Below are 25,800 nucleotides of genomic sequence, written 5' to 3'. Positions count from 1 at the left end.
AAAGAAACTTATTAAAATCTGATTTCTAAAGATACATTTTTATCAGCAACTACAAATTTAGCATCTTCATATTTAGGTGGACCAAAATTCATCACATTATTTGATGCTCCATAATTTTCTAAAGGCATTCCGTTTGTTGCAAAATCCATTTTATTATTTTCATTTTTATCATGAAAACAAATAATTGCATATTCACCACTTGGAATATCAGTAAAAGAAACCATACTTTTTCCTTCTTTAATTTCTGATAAAACACTTTGTAAAGATTTTATTCTAAAATTTTCTTTATCAAATAAAGCAAAACTTACTTTACCTTCATCAGATGTTACATTTACAACTGTTGCTGTAATACTTACATTTTCTTGTGCAGTTATTTTGTTAGAAAAAAACAATACTGCTGTTACTATAATTGCTACTAAGAATTTCATAATATTTTGTTTTTATTGGTTAATGATGGTACAAAGATGCAACGCAACCATCGTTTTTTAAATTAAAGAATACCGAGTTGTATTTTTTTTAGGATGAATTGTAATTACGAGTATAATTCGATACTATTTTGAATCAAAAAGCAAGTATCTTGATAAAAAAAGTGTAACTTTAATCTGTCTTAAAAACTTAAATTTTGTTCGATCTAAAAAAAATAATATCGGCAAATCAAACAAAAGAAACCGATAATTATACGATTAAAAAAGAAGGTATTTCTTCTTTAAAATTAATGGAAAGAACTTCTCTTTCTTTTGTAAATGCTATTCATAAAAATATTTATAACTATTCAAAAATTGTAGTTATTTGCGGAGTTGGTAACAATGGTGGAGATGGTTTTGCAATTACAAGAATATTACAAGCTAAAGGCTATCTTGCAGAAGCAATTTTAATAAAAACAGCTAATAATCTTTCTCTCGATTGTAAAACCAATTTTAATAAACTAGAAGAAGTTACAATTATAAAATCTGAAGATGATTTGTTTGATTTTAACAAATTTGACATAATTATTGATGCTATTTTTGGTTCTGGCTTAACTAGAAAAGTTGAAGGTTTAGCTGCAAAAACTATTAAAAGCATAAATGAAGTAAAAAAACATGTTTTTTCTGTTGATATTCCTTCTGGTTTATATTGCAATCAATTACCTGATTCTGATTTTATTGTAAAGTCTGATCTTACAATTAGTTTTCAAAGACCAAAATTATCTTTTTTCTTTCAAGAAAGTAACCAATATATTAAAAACTGGAAAGTAATAAACATAGGTTTAGATGAAGATTTTATTCAAAAATTACCAACCAATAATTTTGTTTTAGATAGCACAATTTCTAAAAGTGTAAAAAAAAGAGAAAAACATTCACATAAAGGAACATTTGGTCATGCCTTAATTATTGCAGGTTCTTATGGTAAAATCGGAGCCGCAGTTTTGGCTTCTCAAGCTTGTTTAAAAGCTGGCTCCGGACTTTTAACAACATACATTCCAAATTGTGGATATAATATTTTGCAAATTTCTACACCAGAAGCAATGTGTTTAACTGATAAAAAGAAAAAATATATTTCTGAATTACCAGATATTTCTTCTTACAATTCCATTGGAATTGGACCGGGAATTGGAAAAAAGGATGCTACAAAAGAAGTTTTAAAACAACTTTTTGAATCAACAAAAGTTCCATTAGTTATTGATGCTGATGCTTTAAATATTATTTCTGAAAATAGAGAATTACTAAATATATTACCAAAAAACGCAGTTTTAACGCCACATCCAAAAGAATTTGAAAGATTTGTTGGCACATGGAAAACTACTATAGAATGTTTTGAAAAACAAAAACAGCTTGCAAAAGAACATGAATGTATTGTTGTTTTAAAAGGTGCAAATACATGTATTTGTAATCCAGAAGGAACACTTTTTTTTAATATTTCTGGAAATCCAGGAATGGCAACTGGTGGAAGTGGTGATACTCTTACAGGAATAATTACTGGCTTATTAGCGCAAGGTTACCCTCCTATTAAAGCAGCTTTAATTGGTGTGTATTTTCATGGAAAAGCAGGAGATTATGCAGACGAACAAAAAGGAGAAAACGCTTTAATTGCTTCGGATATTATCAATTATCTAAAAATTGAAACTGAATAATTTTTATTTTTTACTACTAACTTATTTATAAAAAACATGATTTCTGATGTTCTTTTAAAAACAAACTTACTGATTTTCATTTAAATAACTTTTTTTTTAGATAAAAACACAACTGACTTTAAATTATTAAACTAAAAGAATACTTTGTTTTTTTTGACAAGTTTTTAATTTTCATAAAAAACAACGTGTTTATCAATTTATATGTTATCAAAAAACGATTATTTAAGAATTCTGTTGATTAATTTTCAACTCAAATCCCAATTTTGTTAAAATTTGATAAAACTTACAAAAAAAAGGTACACTTATGATAATACTTTTGAAAATATATATACTTTAGCACCATGATTACTTCAAGAAGAAATAAATTATGTACTACAATAGTTCCCAGCTTGCGCTTGCGCAACCGCCGTCGCTAATATTTTACTTTAGCAACAAGACAACTTATTATAGTATTTATCCTTTTATTTTTTTATCGTGAATCTTTCTTACAAAACTTACTTACAACCTTTAGTTATTTTAAACAATAACAATGTACGACGCAGTTTTATTATTCGCCCTTTGGGTGTATAAACTATTATGGAATTTAGGTGAGTCCGATTCTACTTTCAAAAAAACAAACAACAACTTATATAAAATAAAAAATTCAATGCAATGGAAATTGTAATTGCTAACAAATCACATACTGTTTACGCAGATATTATTTGTAAAACCATAGAAGACGCTGCTCAGGTTAGAGGAACAGGTATCGCAAAAAGAAAACCAGAATACGTTGCCACTAAAATGGAAAACGGTAATGCTGTTATTGCTTTAGATGGTGATAAATTTGCAGGATTTTGCTACATAGAAAAATGGGGACATGGAAAATTTGTTGCCAATTCTGGTTTAATTGTACATCCAGATTATAGAAATATAGGATTAGCAAAACTAATTAAGCAAGTAATTTTTAATCATTCTAGAACAAAGTTTCCAGATGCAAAAGTATTTAGTATAACAACTGGTTTAGCTGTTATGAAACTAAATACAGAATTAGGTTACAAACCTGTAACTTTTTCTGAATTAACAGACGATCAAAGTTTTTGGGATGGATGCAAAACTTGTAGAAACTATGATGTCTTAACAAGAACAGAAAGAAAAATGTGCCTATGTACAGGCATGTTATATGATCCGAATAATAAAATTACTGAAGATCCAAAAGAAGTTAAAGAAAATGTTTTTAAAAGACTAAAACATATAAAACAAAGTTTATTCTTAAAAAAAGAAAAAAAATGAAAAAATTAGTAATTGCATATAGTGGCGGTTTAGACACTTCTTATTGTGCCGTAAGTTTATCAAAAGAATATGAAGTACACGCTGTAAGTGTAAACACAGGTGGTTTTACAACAGAAGAAATTAAACATATAGAAAGTAATGCTTATAAAATGGGCGTTTCTACTTATAAAAATATTGATGCTGTTTCTACTTTTTATAATAAAGTAGTAAAGTATTTAATTTTTGGAAACGTATTAAAGAACAGTACATATCCACTTTCTGTAAGTGCTGAAAGAATTATTCAGGCAATAGAAATTGTTGAATATGCTAAAAGTATTGGTGCAGAATATATTGCGCATGGAAGTACTGGTGCAGGAAATGACCAAGTACGTTTTGATATGATTTTTCAAACTTTGGCGCCAGGCATCAACATTATTACGCCAATTAGAGATCAAAAATTAACAAGACAAGAAGAAATAGAATACTTAAAATCTGAAGGAATTGATATGCCTTGGGAAAAATCTAAATATTCTGTAAATAAAGGCCTTTGGGGAACAAGTGTTGGTGGCGTTGAAACTTTAAAGTCTGAACTTCCTTTACCTAATGAAGCATATCCTTCTCAATTAGAAAAAGAAGGTGAAGAAAAAGTTACTTTGACTTTTAAAAACGGCGAATTTGTTGCTTTAAATGGAGAAGAAAACAAACCTGAAATCAATATTGAAAACTTAAATAATATCGCTTCAAAATTTGCAATTGGTAGAGACATTCATGTTGGTGATACAATTGTTGGAACAAAAGGAAGAGTTGGTTTTGAAGCTGCAGCTGCTTTAATTACAGTAAAAGCACATCATTTGTTAGAGAAACACACCCTAACAAAATGGCAATTACAACACAAAGAATATTTGTCTAGTTTTTACGGAATGCATTTACACGAAGGTCAATATTTAGATCCTGTAATGAGAGATACTGAAGCTTTTTTACAAAGTTCTCAGAAAATGGTATCTGGAAATGTTGTCGTTTCTTTAAAACCTTATCATTTTTCTTTAGATGGAATTATTTCTGATCACGATTTAATGTCTAGTGCATTTAGTACGTATGGAGAAGAAAATAAAGCTTGGACTGCTGATGATGCTAAAGGCTTTATCAAAATTTTAGGAAATCAGAATAAAATATATCAACAAGTAAATAAATAAAATTTGTGTAAACGAATAATTGTTGAATTGTTTAATTGTGCAATGGCTAAGTTTTAGAACATACTTTTACACGATTAAACAGTTCAACTTTTAAACAATTTTGAAGAATGAAGAATTTAGAAATAGGAATTATCGGTGGCGCAGGTTATACAGCAGGAGAATTAATTAGATTATTGCTAAATCATCCTGAAACAAATATCAATTTTGTATATAGCACTTCTAATGCTGGCAATAAATTGTATAAAGTACATCAAGATTTAATTGGTGATACAGAAATCAATTTTACAAGCGAAATTAATGCTGATGTTGATGTGTTGTTTTTATGTTTAGGTCATGGAAATTCAACTGCCTTTTTAGCCAAAAATAGTTTTTCTGATACTACAAAAATCATTGATTTAAGTAATGATTTTAGATTACTTGCGGATAAAAATTTCGATGGAAAAGACTTTGTTTATGGTTTACCAGAATTGGATAAAGAAATTATAAAAACCGCAAAATATATTGCAAATCCGGGTTGTTTTGCAACTGCTTTACAATTAGCAATTTTACCTTTAGCTGCAAATGGTTTGTTACAAAATGATGTTCATATTAATGCTGTAACTGGTGCAACTGGCGCAGGAACTTCTTTATCTGAAACTACACATTTTACTTGGAGAGATAATAATTTTTCTCATTATAAAGCATTTAATCATCAACATTTAGGAGAAATTAATCAAACTGTACATCAATTACAACCTAATTTTAATTCTAAAATTAATTTTATGCCAAATCGTGGTGATTTTTCTAGAGGAATTTTTGCAACTACTTACACAAAGTTTGATGGCACTTTAGAAGAAGCGAAAAAAATGTATAAAACCTACTATAAAGATGCCGCTTTTACTTTTGTTTCTGATGAAAGCATTTTTATGAAACAAGTAGTAAACACCAACAAATGTTTAGTACAATTAGAAAAACATGGCAATAAATTATTAATTACAAGTACTATTGATAATTTATTGAAAGGAGCTTCTGGACAAGCAATTCAGAATATGAATTTAATGTACGGCTTTAAAGAAACCTTAGGATTGAATTTAAAAGCAAATTATTTTTAATCGCAGGGCGATAGCCAAAGATTTATTTACCAAAGGATTGCCTCGTAATTATAATAGTAAGAAAATGGTTCTTGATTATTTACTAGCCCGCGTTAGCGATTGAAACGGCATCCTTTTTTTGAGGAACGAAGAAAAAGATATAGTGTAAAGCGCGACCTTTAGGTAACGCCAAAAAAAAAATAAAAATGAAAGTAGCAATTATTGGAGCAGGAAGTTTAGGACAATCTATATCCAAAGGTTTATTGAAAAATAAAGTGGTGAGTTCTTTGTATTTAACGAAAAGAAACACCAATTCTATTAAAGATTTTAATGACTTTAACGAGGTGATTTTAACTTCTGATAATACGGAAGCTATTAAAAATTCTGATATTTTAATTTTTGCAGTTCAGCCAAGACATTTAGAAACTATTTTAACAAGCGTAAAACCACTTTTACATAAAAATCATGTTTTAATTTCTGTTATTACTGGGTTTTCTATTGCTAAAATTGAAGCTATTGTTGGTGAAAATCATTTTATAATTCGATCAATGCCAAATACTGCTGCTTCGGTTGGTCAATCTATGACCTGTCTTTCTCCTAATACTAAAGGAAAAGAAAAAGTAGAATTAGCACAAACTATTTTTAACAGTTTAGGAGTTTCATTGGAAATTCCGGAAGAACAATTACAAGCTGCAACGGTTATTTGTGCAAGCGGAATTGCTTTTTGGATGCGCTTAATTCGTGCCACAACTCAAGGCGCAATTCAACTAGGTTTTGAAGCAGATGTTGCACATAAATTAGCAATGCAAACTTGTTTTGGAGCCGCTAGTTTATTAAAAGAATCTGGCAGACATCCAGAAGCAGAAATAGACAGAGTTACAACTCCCGGAGGTTGCACAATTGAAGGTTTAAACGAAATGGAACATCAAGGTTTAAGCTCTTCTTTAATAAAAGGAATTAATAAATCTTTTGATAAAATTAACCAAATAAAAAACTAACAACATGCCATTATTTAACGTTTATCCTTTGTACGATGTTACACCTGTGAAAGCAAAAGGTGTTTATGTTTATGATGAAAATAAAATAGAATATTTAGATTTGTATGGAGGTCATGCAGTAATTTCTATTGGTCATTCGCATCCAAAATATGTAGAAGCAATTTCTAAGCAAGTTTCAAAATTGGGTTTTTATTCAAATGCAATTCAGAATCCTTTACAAGTTAAATTAGCGAACAAGTTAGAAACGATTTCTGGTTGTAAAGATTATGAGCTATTTTTATGCAATTCTGGTGCAGAAGCGAACGAAAATGCGTTAAAATTAGCTTCTTTTAAAACAGGAAAATCTAGAGTAATTGCTTTTAAAAATGGTTTTCACGGACGAACTTCTGCTGCTGTTGCTGCCACTGATAACAAAAATATAATCGCGCCAATTAACGCGCAACAAAAAGTTACAATTTTAGATTTAAATGATATTGAAGCCGTAAAAACAGAACTTGAAAAAGGAGATGTTTGTGCTGTTATTGTTGAATTTATTCAAGGTGTTGGTGGTTTAGACGAAGCAACTAAAGAATTCTTTGAAGAAGTTGATGTGCTTTGTAAAGCTAATAACACTTTTTTTATTGCTGATGAAGTGCAGTCTGGATATGGTAGATCTGGTAAGTTTTTTGCTTTTCAACATTATAATGTAACTCCAGATGTAATTTCCATTGCAAAAGGAATGGGAAATGGTTTTCCTATTGGAGGAATTTTAATTCATCCTTGTATTGAAGCAAAATTCGGAATGTTAGGAACCACTTTTGGAGGAAATCATTTAGCTTGCGCTGCAGGTTTATCCGTAATAAAAGTAATTGAAGAAGAAAAATTGATAGACAATGTAAATGAAATGTCTTGTTATTTTATCAAAATTGCAAAAACGATTCCTCAAATAAAAAATATTAAAGGAAAAGGCTTAATGCTAGGTTTAGAATTTGATTTTGAAGTAGGAGATTTACGTAAAAAATTAATTTACGAGTATCACATTTTTACTGGCGGAGCAATGAATAAAAATTTATTAAGAATTTTACCTCCTTTAACAATCAAAAAAGAACATATCGATCAATTTTTTGAAGCTTTAGTAGATGCTTTAGATGAATAATTTCGTTTTATTTTTAGATAGTTGAAAAGTTTATAAAATATAAAATTATCAACCAAAACAATTAACCAAAACCATGAATACCTTATTATCCATAGAAACTAGAAATGCTGTTTTACTAACAATGGCAGTGCTTTTAGAACAAGAAAGAGCAACAATTATTAACATCAATAAAAAAGATTTAGAGGCTTATAAAGGTGATGATATTTCTATGTTTGACAGACTAAAAGTTGATGATTCAAAAGTTGATGAAATGATTAAAGCTGCTAAACATTTGGCTTCTCAAGAAGATCCTGTAGGTTTAGTTCGTTTTAGTTTTAAGCATGATAATGGAATGCAAGTTTATAATAAAACTGCTTCTTTTGGTACGGTTTTAATTATTTATGAATCTAGACCAGATGTTACTGTTGAAGCTGCTGGAATTGCTTTTAAATCTGGAAATAAAATTTTATTAAAAGGCGGAAAAGAATCTTTAAATTCTAACTTAAAAATTGTTGAATTATGGCATCAAGCTTTGAAACAACATTATGCAGCAACAGATTGGGTTGAGTATTTACAATTTAACAGAACTGAAACACAAGCATTTTTAGAAAAACCAACTCAAAAAGTAGATTTAATTGTACCTCGTGGTGGAGAACGTTTAATTGCTTTTGTAAAACAACACGCTACGTGTCCGGTTATTATAAGCGGACGTGGAAATAATTTTGTGTATGTTTCTAAAGAAGCAGATTTAGATATTGCGATTGCTGTTATTTTAAACGGAAAATCAAAAATATCTGCTTGTAATGCTGTTGATAAAGTTTTAATTGATCAAAATTTACCGAATAAAAATAAATTCATCAGTACATTAATATCAAAATTAAATGAAGCTAAGATTCAGGTTTTGGGTGATGAAACTATATCAAAATCTCATCAACTAGAACAAATTTCATCAAACGAAGTTTGGTACGAAGAATTTTTAGATTATAAAATTGTGATTGGAGAAATTGAATCAAACTCAGCTGCAATTACCATGATTAATACCTATTCTGGTGGACATTCATCAGTAATTATTACAAAAAATGAAGCTGAAGCAAAACTATTTATGGAAAACGTAGATACTGCTGCAGTTTATCATAATGCATCTACTCGATTTACAGATGGAGGTCAGTTAGGTTTGGGTGGCGAATTAGCAATTAGTACAGATAAATTACACCAACGTGGACCAATTGGTTTGCAACATTTGGTAACTAATAAGTGGTATGTTCATGGAAATGGACAAGTGAGAAGTTAAATATTTTACAGTTTTCAGTCGTATTTGACAGTCTAAATTAGAGTCGCGGTTTACAGTCAGAGTAAACAGTTGAAAAAAGAAACACAATGCAAAAAAAGAAACGAATTTTACTAAAAATAGGTTCAAATACGCTTACCAAAGAAACCGATAATATTTCAAGAGGAAAAATAGAAGATCTTGCAAATCAAATTGCAAAATTAAAAGATACTTGCGAATTTGTTATTGTAAGTTCTGGTGCAATTGCGGTTGCAAAACAGTTTGTGAAATTAGAAAGTAAGCATGAAGAAGTATTTGTAAAACAAGCACTTGCTTCTATTGGTCAGCCACATTTAATTAGAATTTATCAAGAAATTTTTAGAGAATATGGTTTGTTAACTTCACAATGTTTGCTCTCTTATTCAGATTTTGAAAGAGATCAAAGTAAAATCAATATTGTGAACACCATAAACGTTTTGGTGCAAAATAATTATATTCCTATTATCAACGAAAATGACACAGTTGCAACTGATGAAATTCAGTTTGGTGATAACGATAAATTAGCTGCTTTAACCGCAACTTTATTAGAGGTTGATTTGTTAATTATTGCAACAAATACTTTTGGAATTTACACAAAAGAATCCATCAAAAATAACGAGCCAAAAACAATTTTAGAGGTTCATAATCTTAATGAATTATTAAACGAGGTTGTAAACTCAAAATCTACACATGGAAGCGGCGGAATGCAATCTAAAATTGAAGCTGCTGCTTTGGCTAAAAAAGCTAATATAGAAACATGGATTGTAAATGGTTTAGAAGATAATTTTATTGCAAATGCATTTAAAAATCAGGTTCCGTTTACAAAAATAAAATAATTTGAAAGTTGATGTTGGATTAATTTTCTGCATCTAAAAACGATTAATATAGTATGAAGAATTACACATCTATAAACGACATAGAACATCTTGATGATTGGATTCAAGAGGCCAAAGAAATTAAAAGAAACCCATTAAGCAATAATCATTTAGGAAAAAATAAAACCTTAGGGATGTTATTTTTTAATTCTAGTTTACGTACTCGTTTAAGCACACAAAAAGCAGCTTTAAACTTAGGCATGAATCCTATTGTTATGAATGTTTCTGGTGATGCTTGGGGAATTGAGTTTGGAGATGGAACGATTATGAATGGTACTACTGCAGAACATATTAAAGAAGCTGCACAAGTGGTTTCTCAATATTGTGATATCATTGCTGTAAGAGCTTTCCCAACCTTAACAGACAAAGAATTAGACGAATCTGAACAAGTTTTAAAATCTTTTGTTCAATTTGCTTCTGTACCAATTGTAAGTATGGAAAGTGCAACTGGACATCCTTTACAAGCTTTAACAGATGCAATTACCATTTCTGAAAATGCAACCAAAAAGAGACCAAAAGTAGTTTTATCTTGGGCGCCACATGTAAAAGCGTTGCCACATGCTGTTGCAAATAGTTTTGTGCAAGCGATGCAAAAAATGGATGTGGAGTTTGTAATTGCAAACCCTGAAGGATATAATTTAAATTCAGAAATAACAAAAAATACACCTATTTATAACAATCAAGAACAAGCTTTTAAAGATGCTGATTTTGTATACACAAAAAACTGGAGTTCTTATAATGAGTATGGAAAAATATTAAACACAGATCCTAATTGGATGATTACGAAAGAGAAAATTGGAGATGCAAAATTTATGCATTGTTTACCAGTTAGAAGAAATGTGGTGGTGGAAGATGCTGTTTTAGATTCTGATAGTTCTTTGGTTATTGAACAAGCTAATAACAGAACTTTTGCAGCACAAATTGTTTTGAAAAAAATATTAGAAAACAACTAACGTCATTGCGAGGCACGAAGCAATCTGCCTATTAAGAAAGAGATTGCTTCGTGCCTCGCAATGACTGATATACGAAAAATGGAAAAATTATCAATCATAAAAATTGGAGGAAATATTATTGAAGATGAAACTTCATTAAATGATTTTCTAAAATTATTTTCTAATTTAGAAGGCCATAAAATTTTAGTTCATGGAGGAGGAAAACGTGCAACTCATATTGCTTCAAAACTCGGAATTGAATCTAAAATGGTAAATGGCAGACGTATAACTGATGCTGAAACTTTAGAAGTAATTACCATGGTTTATGGTGGTTTAGTCAACAAAAATGTGGTGGCTAAATTACAAGCTTTAAACATTGATGCAATTGGTTTAACTGGTGCAGATATCAACAGTATTAAATCAGAAAAAAGACCTGTAAAAGAAGTCGATTTTGGTTTTGTTGGTGATGTTAAAGAAATAGCTCATAATTCTATTGATAAATTAATTAAAGCTGATTTTACACCAGTTTTTTGTGCAATAACACACAATGGAAATGGACAATTATTAAACACAAATGCGGATACAATTGCAAGTACAATTGCAGTTGGCATGAGCGAAATCTATGAAACATCCATTTATTTTTGTTTTGAATTGAATGGTGTTTTAAGAGATTTTAATGATAAAAATTCAGTGGTAAAAGTTATCAATTCTAAAACTTATCAAAAATTATTAGTGGATAAAATTATTACTGATGGAATGATTCCTAAATTAGACAATTGCTTTGATGCTTTAAACAACGGTGTATCAAGAGTAAATATTGGAAATACCTCAATGTTAACAAAAGAAAACGATAATTTTACAACTATTACATTATAAAAATGAATATCGAAAAATTAACAGAAAATGCAATTTCTCTCTTAAAAAATTTGATTGAAACGCAATCATTTTCACAAGAAGAAGAAAACACAGCAAAACTTATTGAAGGTTGGTTTATTGAAAATGAAATCCCTTTTAAAAGAACAAAAAACAATATTTGGGCAACTAATAAATATTTTGATGAAAGCAAACCAACAATGTTGCTAAACTCTCATCACGACACAGTTCACCCAAATACTGCGTATACAAACGATCCGTTAAAAGCAATTGTAGAAGATGGCAAATTATATGGTTTAGGTTCTAATGATGCTGGTGGATGTTTGGTTTCTCTAATAGCAACTTTTACTAATTTTTACGCTCAAGAAAACCTAAAATACAATTTAGTAATTGTGGCTTCTGCAGAAGAAGAAAATAGTGGCCCAAATGGATTAAATAGTATGTTGCCAATTATTCCTCATATTGATGTTGCCATTGTTGGCGAACCAACTTTAATGAATTTAGCGGTTGCAGAAAAAGGTTTGGTAGTTTTTGATGCGGTTATAGAAGGAACTCCAAGTCATGCTGCGCATCCAAATAATAACAATTCAATTTACAATTCAATTGAAGTTTTACAATGGTTTAAAGATTTCAAATTTGAGAAACCTTCTGTTGCCTTAGGTGATGTAAAAATGACAGTAACACAAATTAACGCTGGCAAACAGCACAATGTTGTGCCTGCTCATACAAATTTAGTGGTAGATGTTCGTGTAAATGATGCATATTCTAACCAAGAAATTGCAACTATTTTACAAGAACAATCTCCTTGTACAAAAATTACACCTAGAAGTTTACGATTAAACTCCTCTTCTATTTCTACAGATCACGATTTAGTAAAAGCAGGAATTGCAATGGGAAGAGAAACCTATGGTTCACCAACATTGTCAGATCAATCTGTGTTAAGTTGTCAATCTTTAAAATTAGGACCTGGAGATAGCACACGATCTCATTCTGCCAATGAATTTATTTATCTTGCAGAAATTGAAGAAGGAATTAAAATATACGTTGAATTGTTGAATCGTGTAATTGTTTAAAAAAATAATATAACTAAAAGTCATAACGAGGAAGATATGACGAAGTTATCTCACTTAAAATAAATGAGATTGCTTCATTCTTCGCAATGACAACAAAATATAAAAATTATGAAGTTGTGGGATAAAGGATTTTCAATAGACAAACAAATAGAACTTTTTACAGTTGGTAATGATAGAGAAATTGACATGCATATTGCAAAATATGATGTTCAAGCTTCTTTAGCGCATGCAATTATGCTAGAATCTATTGGTATTATTACTGCTGATGAATTAAAAGATTTAAAAAGTGGCTTAGAAGAATTAGCATCAGATATTGAAAACGGAACTTTCATTATTGAAGCATCTTTTGAAGATGTACATTCTAAAATTGAATGGGAATTAACCAATAAATTAGGAGAAGTTGGTAAGAAAATTCATACTGCTCGTTCCAGAAATGATCAAGTTTTAGTTGCTCTACAATTGTATTATAAAGAGAATTTATCAATTATAAATGATAAAACAAAAACACTTTTTGATACACTTTTAGGTTTAGCTGAAACTCACAAAGAAAGCCTTTTACCTGGTTATACACATTTACAAGTTGCAATGCCTTCATCTTTCGGATTGTGGTTTTCTGCGTATGCAGAACTGTTAATTGACGATGTGTATATGTTAAATGCTGTTGCAAAAGTGGTTGATCAAAATCCTTTAGGTTCTGCTGCGGGTTATGGAAGCTCCTTCCCTATCGACAGAGAATTAACAACCAAAGAATTAAATTTTGCTACTTTAAAATACAATGTGGTTGCTGCACAATTAAGCAGAGGAAAAAGTGAACGTTCAATCGCATCAGCTTTAGGCGGATTGTGTAACACAATGTCTCGTTTTGCAATGGATGTTTGTTTGTATATGAGTCAGAATTTTGGTTTTATTACGTTTCCAGATGAATTAACAACAGGAAGTAGCATTATGCCACACAAGAAAAATCCTGATGTTTTTGAATTAATCCGTGGAAAATGTAATAAAATTCAGGCTTTACACACAGAAATGGTCATGATTACCAATAATTTACCAACAGGTTATCACAGAGATTTTCAATTATTAAAAGAAAATATAATCAATGCTTTTGAAGATGTAAAAGATATTTTAGACATCTTTAATTATTCTATTCAGCAAGTAATTGTAAAAGATATCGATTTGAATGACGAGAAATATCAATATTTATTTACGGTTGACAGCATCAATAATTTAGTTGTTGAAGGTATGAGTTTTAGAGAAGCGTATCAAAAAATTGGTGGACAAGTACAAGCAGGAACTTACAAGCCAGATTTAGGAAAACAACATACGCATGTTGGTAGCATTCACAATCTATCTTTGGATAAAATTGCAGAGAAATATCCGAAGTAAAACGTTACTTTAAGATCAATTTTATATAATATAAATTCATTTAAGTTTGGATTCCTACCTAAACAGAAATCCAAACTTTTTTTATATCTTATTGTTAGTAAATAGAAGTTACCAATAGAAATATCAATATTTATAATCAAAATCAATCCAATTCGTTTTTAATATTTTTTAGATTGCTACAAAATAGTAATTATGATCACAAAAATTGAACACGTAAATATTACAGTTCCTGATATTGATGCAGCTGTTTCTTTCCTTCAAATTATTGCTCCAGATTTTAAAATTAAAAAAGATGAAAAACCTATAAATGATAAAAGATGGATGCATATTGGTAATGATGAATTCTACTTTGCGTTGCAAGAAGCACCTATTGCAACTCATCCAATAAAACCAAATCAAACATATATTAATTACGGATTTAATCATATTGGTTTAGTGGTAAATAATATTGATAAAATTGAAAAAAAGCTAATAAAATCTGGTTATCAAAAAGGAATTGATACTCCAAAAGAAACCTTTAGAAAAAGAATTTACTATTTTGATAACGCAGGTTTTGAGTGGGAATTGGTAGAATATTTATCAGAAAAAAATGAAGATAAGTATTTATATGAATAATTTTTTTAGATAAATTTCGCTAAAAATTGAAGCATAACTTCAAATAAACACTTTCTAATTAGATTTAGAAAATAACAATTTAATATTTGTAGTATTTATAATTTATCTCTGGATAAAATTTCAGAAATGCATTCTAAGTAAACTATTAATTATAAATTTAAAAAGCCCAAATTCATAATGAATTTGGGCTTTTTAAATTATTATGTGCTATTTTAAAAATAAAAATTCACACCAATATCGGCACTAAAAACATCTAGGACACTAACTTCTTTTAACGTAAGTGCATACCATAAATACGTTTCTACAGTTCCGAATTCCAAATAAAAATCAACTCCTTTAAAAAGTTTTGGTTTCTTAAAATCTTTATGAACTAAAGCGCCACCAAAAAGTGTAAAATGAACAGCAGTAGGCACATAATAACCATCTGGATATTTACTTGGCAAAGTTGTAAATGTATTTGTACCAATATCTAAAGTTGTTGCAAAACCAGCAATTGGTGTTATTGTTAAGTTTTTACCTATTTCTTTTCTATAAATAGGAAACGTATTTTTAATTGTAATTAAATGTATATTATCTGCTCTAGATGCAAATTTTGGCACAAATCCATATAATAATTCCGTATACAAAACCCTATTAAACAATTGATAACCAGCACCTACAGATACAAGACCAATATTTCCTGCAAATTGTGCTTTTACATAATCTGGCACATACCAAGATTTTTCTTTAACTGAAACTGCTTCTTGAGCAAAAGAATTGTTAAAAAATAACAATAATATAGGTAGTGTAAATATTTTTCTAATTTTCATCTAATTTATAATTCTATCAATTCAACACTAAAACCTTTATCCTCTACCGAAACAATATTATATGCCTTCGCTTTAACAGCAGGTGCAGTTAAATAACTGACTTCACCTTGTTCGTAATTAAAACTATGTGTATGGCCGTGAATAGACAATGGAACTTTATATTCTGACATTATAGAACGATATTTTTCTCTTAATTCATCATCAAATTGATCTCCATAAGGAGGAATATGAGTAATTACAAATACTTGATTATAACTTTCATTTCCTTTTAATTGCGATGTTAACCAATCAAAATCTAACTCCTTTTCACTTTCCCAAACGATATCATCAAAAAGTACAAACTTGTTGTTATTAAAATCAAAAGAATAATTATAATCCCCAAACATTTTTTTATAAATGATTTCTCCATTATTATTATAATCATGATTTCCAATGACAGTTAAGTAAGGTTTTTTAAGATCTTCCATCATATCATAAAAAATCTCATATTCTCTTAATAATGCTTGATCTGCAATATCACCGCCAAAGATTACAAATTTAATATCATCTCTTTTATTTATATCTTCAATTACAGTTCTTAATTGATCATAAAAAAAATGCACATCAGAAATAAAAGCGAATTTAAATTCTTTAGTATTAATTGTAATATCCTCTAATAATTTTAAGTTTTTTTCGGTAGTATTTCGTTGTCCGCTTTTTACATTTGCTTCATAAACACTAAATTCGAAAGGATGATCGCAAGCCATAAGAACAAGCGTAAAACTCAGTAATAGTATTCTAATATATTTCATTTATTGTATCTATATTTTTATAAGTTAATACAAAATTATACATTGTGTAGACGATAAAAAAACATGAACTTACATTTATACAAAAAAAAATAAATTATATATTAACTTAAATTTCATCAATCAAAAAATAATAATAAACAACTTTCAATAAATAAATGTAACTAACTAATAATCAAAATAAAGTATAAATTATAAACTCTTTTAGCTCAATTAAATACAGAAAGTAGCTGTATTTATAATATATGATTTACTAATATTAAAGAGTTAAAAAATCCAAAGAAATTTATTTTATTACTGATGTATGCCTTTTTAATATTTAAAATTTTATATTTATCTATTAATCTTAAAAAAATATTCCTTCATGTTTTGGTTTCATCCAGATTTAGAGCGATTAGAAAATCAAATTCAAGAATTAGAATATGATCCAAAATTGATTTTTTATGGTAGTTCTACATTTACTTCTTGGAAAGAATTAACGACTATTTTTAGAAAACATAATCCCGTAAACTTAGGTTTTGGAGGTTCTACTTTAGCAGCATGTGCTTGGTTCTTTGATCGTGTTTTTGAAAACATAAAAGAAATTGATGCTATTATAATCTATGCTGGAGACAACGACTTAGCTGATGGAAGACATCCAGAAGAAGTAATCTTATTTTTAGAAAATTTGTTACTAAAAATTAGAACAAAATACGGAAATATAAAATGCACCTTTATCTCTATAAAACCGAGTATTGCACGTAGTTATTTGCTAAAAAGTATTCATTATACAAATCATAAAATAAAACAATTATTATATAATGATGATGATTGTTATTTTGTAAATATTTACGATTTATTATTGGATAAAAAAGGAAATCCTGATGGTAAATATTTTGAAGAAGATGGTTTACATTTTAATTCTTTAGGTTACCAATTATTAACAAAAGCACTTAAAAAACATCCAGAAATATTTCCCAAAAAAATACTACATAAAATGTTTTAAAACAGTACCTTAAAAAAAATTGTTTTTCATGAAAAGAGAATATCATAAATGGTATAGTCAGCATCTTGAAAAAGAAATGGAACTTCTTATATTTGGCTATGCTGGCACTAAAGTATTGTTTTTTCCTCCTAGAATGGGACGCTTTTTCGATTATGAAAATTGGGAAATTATATCTGCACTAAAACAAAAAATTATAAATGGAGAATTACAGGTTTTTTGTGTAGATAGTGTAGATTTAGAATCATTTTATAATAGTTTTAAGGATCCTGGATATCGTATTTATAGACATATTCAATATGAAAATTATGTTATAGAAGAAGTATTACCACTTGCTAATTTAATAAACTCAAACAAAAATGTTGTTTCTGCAGGATGTAGTTTGGGCGCGTATCATGCTGTTAATATTGCTTTTCGTCATCCAGATTTATTTACTAAAGTTGTAGGAATGAGCGGACGTTACGATCTTACAAAATCTAGCGGCGATTTTAAAGATTTGCTAAATGGTTTTCATAATGATTTTGTGTATTTCAACATGCCAAATCAATATTTAAAAAACTTGAAAGATTCAGATTTGATTTCAGAAATAACTAAATTGGATATTATAGCAATCGGAAAAGAAGATTCTTTTTTAGAAAGTAATTTAAAACTATCTGATATTTTAAAAGAAAAAGGAGTTCCTTATAATTTATATATATGGAACGAAGAAGCTCATAGAGCTAGATATTGGAGGAAAATGGTAGAAATTTATTTTTAAGCCTATATTTTATTACTTTTTAATCTAGTTTTTATTTTTACAAATTCATACCAAATAACAGAAACAAAACCTATTCCGATACAAATTACTAACTGAGAAAAATTAAGTTTCTTAAATTCAAAGAAAGTCGTCAAACTAGGTACAAAAAGCAATAATCCTGTAATTATAATTGTAATCGAAATTATAAGTAAAACCAAGTTGTTTTTATATTTTAGGGTAGTGAAGATTGAATAATAAAAAGATCTATTTACCAGTGTTAAAAAAATATTAGCAGTAATTAATACTGTAAATACCATTGTTCTTGTTAGCGCTTCATCATACAACATATAAACTGCATATTGATAAACAAACAAAGTTCCAATTGTAATTACCAAACCTTGAATGATACTTGTAGTAAGCTCATTCCAATTAAAAAAAGTGGTGGTAAATGGTCTTGGTTTCTGAGACATTGTATTTTTTTCCATTGGCTCATTCTCAAATATGATAGAACAGGTTGGTCCCATAATTATTTCTAGAAATATAATGTGAACTGGAGAAAGTATATTTGGATAAATCCATCCTAAAGCAAGCGGAATAAAAACAGTAAGAATAATCGGGATGTGAATAGATATAACGTATTGAATGGCTTTTTTTAAGTTGGTATATATTTTTCTACCCATGGCAATTGCAGTAACCATTTTTGATAAATCATCATCCACTAATATCAAAGAAGCTGCTTGTTTCGCTATTTCAGTTCCTTTTTTTCCCATGGCAATACCAATATGAGCAGCTTTTAAAGCAGGACCATCATTTACGCCATCTCCAGTCATAGCTACAATTTGATTTTTTGCTTTTAATGCATTGATAATTCTCAATTTTGCTTCAGGAAACATTCTAGTAAAAATATTTGTGGTCATCACACTTTCTTCTAGCTCTTTTTCTGATAACTGCATCAATTCATCACCAGTAATACTATGTTCAAAACCTTTAAAAGCAACTTGCTCTGCAATAGCTGTAGTAGTTGCTGCATTATCTCCAGTTATAATTTTGACTGATATTCCTGCTTTGTAAAAGTCTTCAAATACTTTATTGATATTTTTTTTCGGAGGATCATAAAAAGCAACGATTCCTTTAAAGTTAAACTTAAATTCTTGCTGTGTTTTAGGAAAATCAGTTCCTTTAAAATCACTTTGTCCAACTCCTAAAACTCTATATCCTTGAGATGTAATCGTTTGAATTTCATTTTTAATTTTATCCTTTTCAACATTCGTTAAATTAGAAACTGCAATTAATGCTTCTGGAGCACCTTTTGTCGCAATAATTCTTTTACCTGAATTATTTTCAAAAATATGCGTCATCATAGGCGGTTTTCCACCAAGTGGATATTCGTGTATTAGCTTAAAATTAGGACGTTCATCTTGTTCTTGGAAATCTTGGTAAACTTGGTGTAATGATATTTCCATTGCATCAAACGGAATAGGTTCACTAGCCCACATTGCTAGAGTTATTAATATTTTTTCATCCTCATTAGCTTCTTTAGGAGAAACTATTCTATCAGAATTCAGCGAAAACACCTTTGCCAAACTCATTTTATTTTCAGTAATAGTTCCTGTTTTATCTGTACAAATTACAGTAGCACTTCCTAATGTTTCTACTGTTTTCATTTGCTTTACCACTATTCCCATTTTCATCAATCGCCAAGCACCAATTGCCATAAACGTAGTAAATGCTACTGGAATTTCTTCTGGTAAAATACTCATCGCTAAAGTTAAAGCTTTAAGTAGACTATCTAATAAATCGTGAGAATGAAAATAATTGATTGCCCAAACCACCAGAAAGACAATTGTTCCTGCAATAACCATTGTCTTTACAAAGTTAGTTATTTGCAATTCTAGAGGTGTTTTTTCTTCTTTTATACTCCCTAAACTTTTACCTATTTCACCTAATTTAGTTTCGTTACCAATATTAGTTATGGTAGCAATTGCTAAACCACTGGTTACAGTTGTTCCTCTAAAAATTAGATTGTCTTTTTTGTCTTTGTCTTTAAAAACTGACATAGATTCTCCTGTTAGCGTAGATTCATTGACAGAAAAATCATTAGAATGAACAATAATTCCATCTGCAGTAATTGAAGTTCCTTCTTCTACAATTAAACGATCTCCAACAACAAGATCCTCGCTTTTAATCTCTACTATCTTTCCATTTCTAATGACTTTACAATGTGGTTGAGAGAGTTTTTTTAGTTTTTGTAGTGCATTTCTACTTCTTGAATCTTGGAATAATGAAATAATAGAAACAAGAATTATGGCAGAAGCCAAAAAGATTGCATCATCAGTTCTTCCACTGATAAAATAAATAAGAGATGCTGCTAACAAAAGAAGAACCATAGGCTCTTTTGCCAATGTTTTAATAGCATCTAAGAAATTATTTTCTTTCTTATAGTCTAGACTATTTTTACCATATTTTTTTCTGGCAGCAATTACCTGATCATTATTCAATCCTTTTATATTGAAATTATTGACAGACATTATTAAATTATTTTAGACTAATAACCAGTATTTTAGAGTTGTTTTTAACTTTAATAATATGGCATTTTAATTCTGATAAAGCTCAGTAAGTATAACAAAGTTAGCTTATTTTTAATTTAGAAGCAACCTAAACTATTCTCTATTATTGTTGATTATTTCTTAAACTTCTCAATCAACAAAACATTACCGAAAATCATGGTAAAAGCATAACCAATATCTTCTATAGGAATTGTTAACAAACGAATACCAAGGTTTTCTGCGTTGTTATACCAAACAACAGGTTCGTCGATTCCAGTTCCTGTAAGAACTCCGTTGACAATAAAAAAAGGAACTAAAATGATAAGGAAAGAAATATAGAACCTTTGTAAATGTTTTATTCCAAAGAAAAAACCCATCAACAAAACAAAAACGAGAAAACTATAATTTACTAAAGTGTAAGCTTTGTCTGTATTCATAAAAATTACAGGCAATAAAATCAGTATAAAAAAAGCTGTAATCAACTTTGTTATCTTTTCTGAAATTAGCAAATTAGGTTTAAAATATTCTAAAGAATAATGAATAAAGATACTCGCATACGGAATGCAGATAAAGAACATCCACTCATCAATTGGCATTCCAAAAAGCAAGAAATTTAAGTGATAATCTGGATTAAAACCCCAAACTCCATTTGCTGTAAAAATAGCATCCCAAATTAAAAAAAAGATGGAAACGATTATTAATGAAAGAAAAACTGCTTTCCAATGTTTTATAAATCGCATTTTTTTCTCGAAAGAATATAAAAGCGGAATACTAATAGAACCAAGATTTAAAAGCAGATATAGAAACACTATATTTTTGGTTTTTTAAAGTATTTAAAAGGCACAAATAACATTCCAAAACATTCTCCTTCTTCTTTTCCTAAATGCTTATGATGAATTTTGTGTGCTTTTCTCAATCCTTTTAAATAACGATTATTTGTGTGCTTAAACCATTTAAAACGCTGATGAATTAAAACATCATGCACTAAAAAATAAGCAATTCCGTAAAACAGAATTCCGAGTCCAATAAAAAATAAATACGTATGTGATGTATATGTACCAAAGTAAAAAAGTAAAATACTTGGAGTTGCAAAAACGACAAAAAAAGCATCATTTTTTTCAAAAACTCCTTGGTATTTTGGTTGATGATGATCTTCATGCAAATACCAACCAAAACCATGCATTACAAATTTATGTGTACACCAAGTTACGCCTTCCATCAATAAAAAAACACCAAGTGTAATAAATATGTACATCATTAAATAATATTTAATTTATATTTTACGTAGCTTCTTGCTAATAGATTAATTTTCATTGGATCAGAAATTCGAATTCGAGTATCCATAATTTTTTCTGATGGAACTTTATTTAACTTCTTTAATAACCTTCTGTAATATCTGTATGCCATATAAACGCCAAACTTCGCTTCAACAGGCAATTTAAGAATTCCATTTTTATAAGCATAATCAAAATCTGCTTCAATTTCATCAATAATCAATTGCTTTGAAGTAGCATCTAATTTTCCTAAATCTACATTTGGAAAATAAGAACGATTTAACACTTCAAAATCATCTTTTAAATCGCGTAAAAAATTTACTTTTTGAAAAGCAGAACCTAAACGCATTGCAGCATCTTTTAATTCTTCAAACCTTTTATCATCACCATCAACAAAAACTTTTAAACACATTAAACCAACAACATCTGCAGAACCATAAATGTATGCGTCATATTCTTCTTTGGTTTGATATTCTGTTTTAAATAAATCGGCTTTCATGCTTTTTAAAAAAGCTTGCACCATTTCATCCGGAATTTTATATCTATTTACTGTTTGTTGAAAAGAATTTAAAATAGGATTTAAACTTATTCCATGTTCTTTTGAAAGATAATAATCTCTTTCAAAATGTTCCATTAAAAGTTCCTTATTATACTCATGAAAAGTATCTACAATTTCATCAGCAAAACGAACAAAACCATAAATATTATAAATATCCGTTCTAATTTTTGGTGACAACATATTTACCGCCAACGAAAAAGAAGTACTGTATTTTTTAGTAACCAACTTACTGCAATCATTAGAAACACTGTCAAATAATTCTTTCATATTATTGTTGATTTTTAAAAATTAATTCTGATGCAATTTTTCCTGATATCAAAGCTGGCGGAACTCCAGGACCAGGAACTGTTAATTGACCTGTAAAATACAAATTTTTTACTTTACTACTTTTTATTTTTGGTCTTAAAAAAGCAGTTTGTAAAAGTGTATTTGCCATTCCGTATGCATTTCCCTTATAAGAATTGTATTCGCTTTTAAAATCATTTACACAAAATGACTTTTTAAACAACACGTATTTTTTTACTTCTTGATTTGTTAATTTCTCAAAACGATCCATAATTTTATGGAAATATTCTTCTCTAAGTTCTTCTGTATCTTCAATTCCTGGCGCTAAAGGAATCAAGAAAAACCCAGCTTCTTTTCCTTCTGGTGCTGATGTTTTATCGGTAATTGATGTAAAATTTGCATAAAAAAGTGGATCTGTTGGCCATTGCGGATTGTCATAAATTTCTTTTGCATGTGCATCAAAATCTGTGTCAAAGAAAAGTGTGTGATGACTTACATTTTCTATTTTTTTATCAAAACCAACATAAAACAACAATGATGATGGAGCAAACGTTTTTTTATCCCAATATTTTTCTGAATATTGTTTTACATTATCATCTAATAATGTTTCTGTGTGATGATAATCTGCACCACTTAAAACCAAATTTGTTTTAATTTCTTCTCCGTTAACTTTTAAACCGATTACATTATTAGAACTATCAGTAATTATTTTTTCAACATTAGAATTTGTTTTGAACTTTACTCCTAAACTTTCTGATAAAGAAACCATTGCTTCAATAACTTTATACATTCCTCCTCTTGGATGCCAAGTTCCAAGTCCGAAATCTGCATAATTCATAAAATTATAAAAAGCTGGTGTATTATTTGGTTTTGCTCCTAAAAACAAAACAGGAAATTCTAAAATTTTGATTAATCTAGAACTTTCTATATTCTTTCTAACTTGTTTTCTTATCGTTGAAAAGAACTGAGAAACTCTAGCAATCGTTGTTGTGTTTACCAACTCTAATGGTGAAACTCCTGGTTGATACACCAAATCTTTTATGGCAGTATCGTAATTAGATTTTGCTGAATTTAAAAATTCTTTTAAATATTTTGCACTTCCTTTTTCTTCTTTTTCAAATAAATCATAAATTTCTTTTAATTCACTTGAAATTTTTACGGAATCATTTTCTCCAAAATAAACTTCATATCCAGGATTTAACTTATCCAAAATATAATAATCAGAAGGTTTTTTACCAAAATCAGCAAAAAAACGTTCAAAAACATCAGGCATCCAATACCAAGAAGGACCAATATCAAAAGTGAAACCATCTTTTTTATATTGCCTTGCTCTTCCTCCTAAAGTATCATTTTTCTCTAAGACAGTAACATCATAGCCTTCTTTTGCTAAATAGCAAGAAGCTGCTAAAGCAGAAAAACCAGAACCTATAATATGAATATTCTTCTTCATTTTTTATTTTGTTTAACAAAAGTATGAAATATTTAAACAAAAATAATACAATTATATATATAAAATTAAATTTATAAAACTTTTAACAGATCTAAAATAGAATTATATAATTGAATATTAGTATTTAATTTAAGGTGACTAACATTATTAACCTTTCTTCCTGTTGCTATAAATTTATTTTTAGAATTGCTCATTAAGTCATTAATCTCATTGAAATAATCTTCAATTTTATCATCATAAGGTTGAATTGTTAAAGACGTAATAAAGCAAATTTCTTTATTGTTTTTAAAAAAATAATTTAAATTATTTAAAGGTAAACTTTGTCCAAGATACACTGTATGAAAACCTCTAAGAACCAATTCGTAATTTAAGTACAAAAGTCCTAATTCATGAATTTCATTTTCAGGTAAAAACAATACATACATTTTATTTGTATCATTAATATTGTATTGAAGCTTTTCTGTATTTAATTGTATTTTTTGAGAAATTAAATTTGAAATAAAATGCTCATGTGCAGGTAGTAAAGTTTCTGTTTGCCATAATAAACCTATTTGATTTAAAAATGGCAAAAAGACTTCTTTAAAGATTTCTCTAAACGTTTTTTTGTGTAATAAGGTGTTGTAAGAATTATTAAAAAGAATTTTATCAAACTGAAACATTGCTATTTTAAAATTATTTATTGCTTCATCATTAGTTGCCGATTCAAAAGCTAATTCTCTAGATTTTAAAACAATATCTTCATCAGACATTTCTGCAATTTTAGAAATCTTAAAGTTATTGTTGTTTAATAATGCAATATTTAAAAGCTTCGTTAAATCGTCTGAATTGTAAAACCTTATATTTGTTTTTGTTCGTTTTGGTTCTAATAAATTATACCGCTTTTCCCAAATTCGAATTGTATGAGCTTTAATTCCAGAAATATTTTCAAGATCTTTAATAGTAAATTCCTCTTTAATTTTGTTCAATTTTATCCTTTTTGTGTTCAACAAATTTAGTAAAATTATTTTATTACAAATATATTTCAAGAAAAATGTAACATTTTATACTTTTGCGCTACTAATAGTTTAAACTAACCAACCTAATAGTGCAAAAAGATTTAGAGACTAAATTTTTATCAGACTTTGAACAAAATCAAAATATAGCTCATAAAATTTGTAGACTGTATACTACAAATAATGACGCTCATAAAGATTTATTTCAAGAAATAACCATTCAACTTTGGAAAAACTATCCGAAGTTTAGAGGAGATTCAAAATTTAGTACTTGGATGTATAGAGTTGCTTTAAATACTGCAATTTCTTTATATAGAAAATCTACAAGAACTGTAAAAACACAAGATATTAGCGATTTTTCTTATAAGATTAAAGCTACTACTTATGATGATACAGAGGAAAAACAATTAGCGTCTTTGCATAAAGCAATTCATCAATTAAATGATATTGAAAAAGCATTGATCTTTTTGTATTTAGAAGACAAACCTTATAAAGAAATTGCTGTTACTTTAGGTATTTCATCTGTAAATGCCAGAGTAAAAATGAACAGAGCAAAAGAAAAATTAAAGAATATTTTAAACCCATAAAT

At 28.6% G+C, this 25,800-nt stretch carries 25 protein-coding genes; 16 read left to right on the top strand and 9 right to left on the bottom strand.

The window, feature by feature from the left end:
• Window positions 1–11 precede the first annotated feature (11 nt).
• Complete coding sequence (locus BLT70_RS05860) at window positions 12–428, bottom strand: DUF2141 domain-containing protein (protein ID WP_091892559.1); 417 nt, start codon at window positions 426–428, stop codon at window positions 12–14.
• A gap of 194 nt (window positions 429–622) precedes the next feature.
• Between BLT70_RS05860 and BLT70_RS05855 the strand changes: the two genes are divergently transcribed.
• The 13 genes from BLT70_RS05855 to BLT70_RS05795 all read left to right on the top strand — a co-directional run bounded on the left by BLT70_RS05855 (window position 623) and on the right by BLT70_RS05795 (window position 14,790).
• Window positions 623–2,110 carry an NAD(P)H-hydrate dehydratase gene (locus tag BLT70_RS05855; RefSeq protein ID WP_091892557.1) on the top strand — a complete coding sequence of 496 codons (1,488 nt, stop codon included), beginning with the start codon at window positions 623–625 and terminating at the stop codon, window positions 2,108–2,110.
• 651 nt (window positions 2,111–2,761) lie between these two features.
• On the top strand, window positions 2,762–3,379 hold the full coding sequence (locus BLT70_RS05850) for a GNAT family N-acetyltransferase (RefSeq protein WP_091892555.1): 618 nt from the start codon (window positions 2,762–2,764) through the stop codon (window positions 3,377–3,379).
• A complete protein-coding gene (locus BLT70_RS05845; protein ID WP_091892553.1) occupies window positions 3,376–4,551 on the top strand; it encodes an argininosuccinate synthase in 1,176 nt (391 codons plus the stop codon). Before BLT70_RS05850 ends, BLT70_RS05845 begins: the two co-directional genes overlap by 4 nt.
• Before the next feature lie 107 nt (window positions 4,552–4,658).
• Window positions 4,659–5,642 (top strand): N-acetyl-gamma-glutamyl-phosphate reductase, encoded by a 984-nt coding sequence (gene argC / locus BLT70_RS05840; protein WP_091892552.1) that lies wholly within the window; start codon window positions 4,659–4,661, stop codon window positions 5,640–5,642.
• Between the two features lie 185 nt (window positions 5,643–5,827).
• Complete coding sequence (proC, locus tag BLT70_RS05835) at window positions 5,828–6,619, top strand: pyrroline-5-carboxylate reductase (RefSeq protein ID WP_091892550.1); 792 nt, start codon at window positions 5,828–5,830, stop codon at window positions 6,617–6,619.
• A gap of 4 nt (window positions 6,620–6,623) precedes the next feature.
• Window positions 6,624–7,754, top strand: coding sequence for an aspartate aminotransferase family protein (locus BLT70_RS05830; RefSeq protein WP_091892548.1), 1,131 nt, complete (start codon window positions 6,624–6,626; stop codon window positions 7,752–7,754).
• Window positions 7,755–7,827: 73 nt separating this feature from the next.
• The gene (locus BLT70_RS05825; RefSeq protein ID WP_091892546.1) at window positions 7,828–9,024 is read left to right on the top strand and encodes a glutamate-5-semialdehyde dehydrogenase; all 1,197 of its coding nucleotides are present in this window, start codon (window positions 7,828–7,830) and stop codon (window positions 9,022–9,024) included.
• A gap of 86 nt (window positions 9,025–9,110) precedes the next feature.
• On the top strand, window positions 9,111–9,875 hold the full coding sequence (gene proB, locus BLT70_RS05820; RefSeq protein ID WP_091892544.1) for a glutamate 5-kinase: 765 nt from the start codon (window positions 9,111–9,113) through the stop codon (window positions 9,873–9,875).
• A gap of 53 nt (window positions 9,876–9,928) precedes the next feature.
• Window positions 9,929–10,867, top strand: coding sequence for an acetylornithine carbamoyltransferase (locus BLT70_RS05815; protein ID WP_091892542.1), 939 nt, complete (start codon window positions 9,929–9,931; stop codon window positions 10,865–10,867).
• A 78-nt stretch (window positions 10,868–10,945) separates the two neighbouring features.
• Window positions 10,946–11,722, top strand: a complete 777-nt coding sequence (gene argB / locus BLT70_RS05810; protein ID WP_091892540.1) for an acetylglutamate kinase — start codon at window positions 10,946–10,948, stop codon at window positions 11,720–11,722.
• A 2-nt stretch (window positions 11,723–11,724) separates the two neighbouring features.
• A complete protein-coding gene (locus BLT70_RS05805; protein WP_091892538.1) occupies window positions 11,725–12,792 on the top strand; it encodes a M20 family metallo-hydrolase in 1,068 nt (355 codons plus the stop codon).
• Between the two features lie 108 nt (window positions 12,793–12,900).
• The gene (gene argH, locus BLT70_RS05800) at window positions 12,901–14,175 is read left to right on the top strand and encodes an argininosuccinate lyase (RefSeq protein WP_091892536.1); all 1,275 of its coding nucleotides are present in this window, start codon (window positions 12,901–12,903) and stop codon (window positions 14,173–14,175) included.
• A 192-nt stretch (window positions 14,176–14,367) separates the two neighbouring features.
• On the top strand, window positions 14,368–14,790 hold the full coding sequence (locus BLT70_RS05795; RefSeq protein ID WP_197678382.1) for a VOC family protein: 423 nt from the start codon (window positions 14,368–14,370) through the stop codon (window positions 14,788–14,790).
• A 212-nt stretch (window positions 14,791–15,002) separates the two neighbouring features.
• Here BLT70_RS05795 and BLT70_RS05790 read toward each other — a convergent pair whose 3' ends face one another.
• Entirely contained in the window at window positions 15,003–15,599 is a 597-nt protein-coding gene (locus BLT70_RS05790; RefSeq protein WP_091892534.1) for a hypothetical protein, read from the bottom strand.
• A 5-nt stretch (window positions 15,600–15,604) separates the two neighbouring features.
• Window positions 15,605–16,390: a metallophosphoesterase gene (locus BLT70_RS05785; protein WP_091892532.1), complete on the bottom strand. Its 786-nt coding sequence runs from the start codon at window positions 16,388–16,390 to the stop codon at window positions 15,605–15,607.
• A 361-nt stretch (window positions 16,391–16,751) separates the two neighbouring features.
• On the opposite strand from BLT70_RS05785, the gene BLT70_RS05780 reads away from it, so the two are divergent.
• Window positions 16,752–17,372, top strand: a complete 621-nt coding sequence (locus tag BLT70_RS05780) for a GDSL-type esterase/lipase family protein (protein ID WP_091892530.1) — start codon at window positions 16,752–16,754, stop codon at window positions 17,370–17,372.
• A gap of 28 nt (window positions 17,373–17,400) precedes the next feature.
• Entirely contained in the window at window positions 17,401–18,126 is a 726-nt protein-coding gene (locus BLT70_RS05775) for an esterase family protein (RefSeq protein WP_091892528.1), read from the top strand.
• A gap of 2 nt (window positions 18,127–18,128) precedes the next feature.
• Here the strand turns inward: BLT70_RS05775 and BLT70_RS05770 are convergent, their stop codons facing one another.
• From BLT70_RS05770 to BLT70_RS05745, 6 genes are all read right to left on the bottom strand, one after another.
• Window positions 18,129–20,633, bottom strand: a complete 2,505-nt coding sequence (locus BLT70_RS05770) for a cation-translocating P-type ATPase (protein WP_091892526.1) — start codon at window positions 20,631–20,633, stop codon at window positions 18,129–18,131.
• A gap of 152 nt (window positions 20,634–20,785) precedes the next feature.
• Complete coding sequence (locus BLT70_RS05765) at window positions 20,786–21,460, bottom strand: lycopene cyclase domain-containing protein (protein WP_091892524.1); 675 nt, start codon at window positions 21,458–21,460, stop codon at window positions 20,786–20,788.
• Window positions 21,460–21,909 carry a sterol desaturase family protein gene (locus tag BLT70_RS05760; protein WP_091892522.1) on the bottom strand — a complete coding sequence of 150 codons (450 nt, stop codon included), beginning with the start codon at window positions 21,907–21,909 and terminating at the stop codon, window positions 21,460–21,462. Before BLT70_RS05760 ends, BLT70_RS05765 begins: the two co-directional genes overlap by 1 nt.
• Window positions 21,909–22,751: a phytoene/squalene synthase family protein gene (locus tag BLT70_RS05755; RefSeq protein ID WP_091892521.1), complete on the bottom strand. Its 843-nt coding sequence runs from the start codon at window positions 22,749–22,751 to the stop codon at window positions 21,909–21,911. The genes BLT70_RS05760 and BLT70_RS05755 overlap by 1 nt, the downstream gene beginning before the upstream one ends.
• 1 nt (window position 22,752) lies before the next feature.
• Entirely contained in the window at window positions 22,753–24,219 is a 1,467-nt protein-coding gene (locus tag BLT70_RS05750; protein WP_091892519.1) for an NAD(P)/FAD-dependent oxidoreductase, read from the bottom strand.
• A gap of 71 nt (window positions 24,220–24,290) precedes the next feature.
• Entirely contained in the window at window positions 24,291–25,184 is an 894-nt protein-coding gene (locus BLT70_RS05745; RefSeq protein WP_172824391.1) for a MerR family transcriptional regulator, read from the bottom strand.
• 119 nt (window positions 25,185–25,303) lie between these two features.
• Here BLT70_RS05745 and BLT70_RS05740 point away from each other — a divergent pair, with 119 nt between their 5' ends.
• A complete protein-coding gene (locus BLT70_RS05740; RefSeq protein WP_091892516.1) occupies window positions 25,304–25,798 on the top strand; it encodes an RNA polymerase sigma factor in 495 nt (164 codons plus the stop codon).
• Window positions 25,799–25,800: the final 2 nt, after the last annotated feature.

It is taken from the genome of Polaribacter sp. KT25b (genome assembly GCF_900105145.1).
Taxonomy (GTDB): Bacteria; Bacteroidota; Bacteroidia; order Flavobacteriales; family Flavobacteriaceae; genus Polaribacter.
Note: the sequence above shows the minus strand (reverse complement) of the source record. Positions and strands in the feature narration are given on the sequence as shown.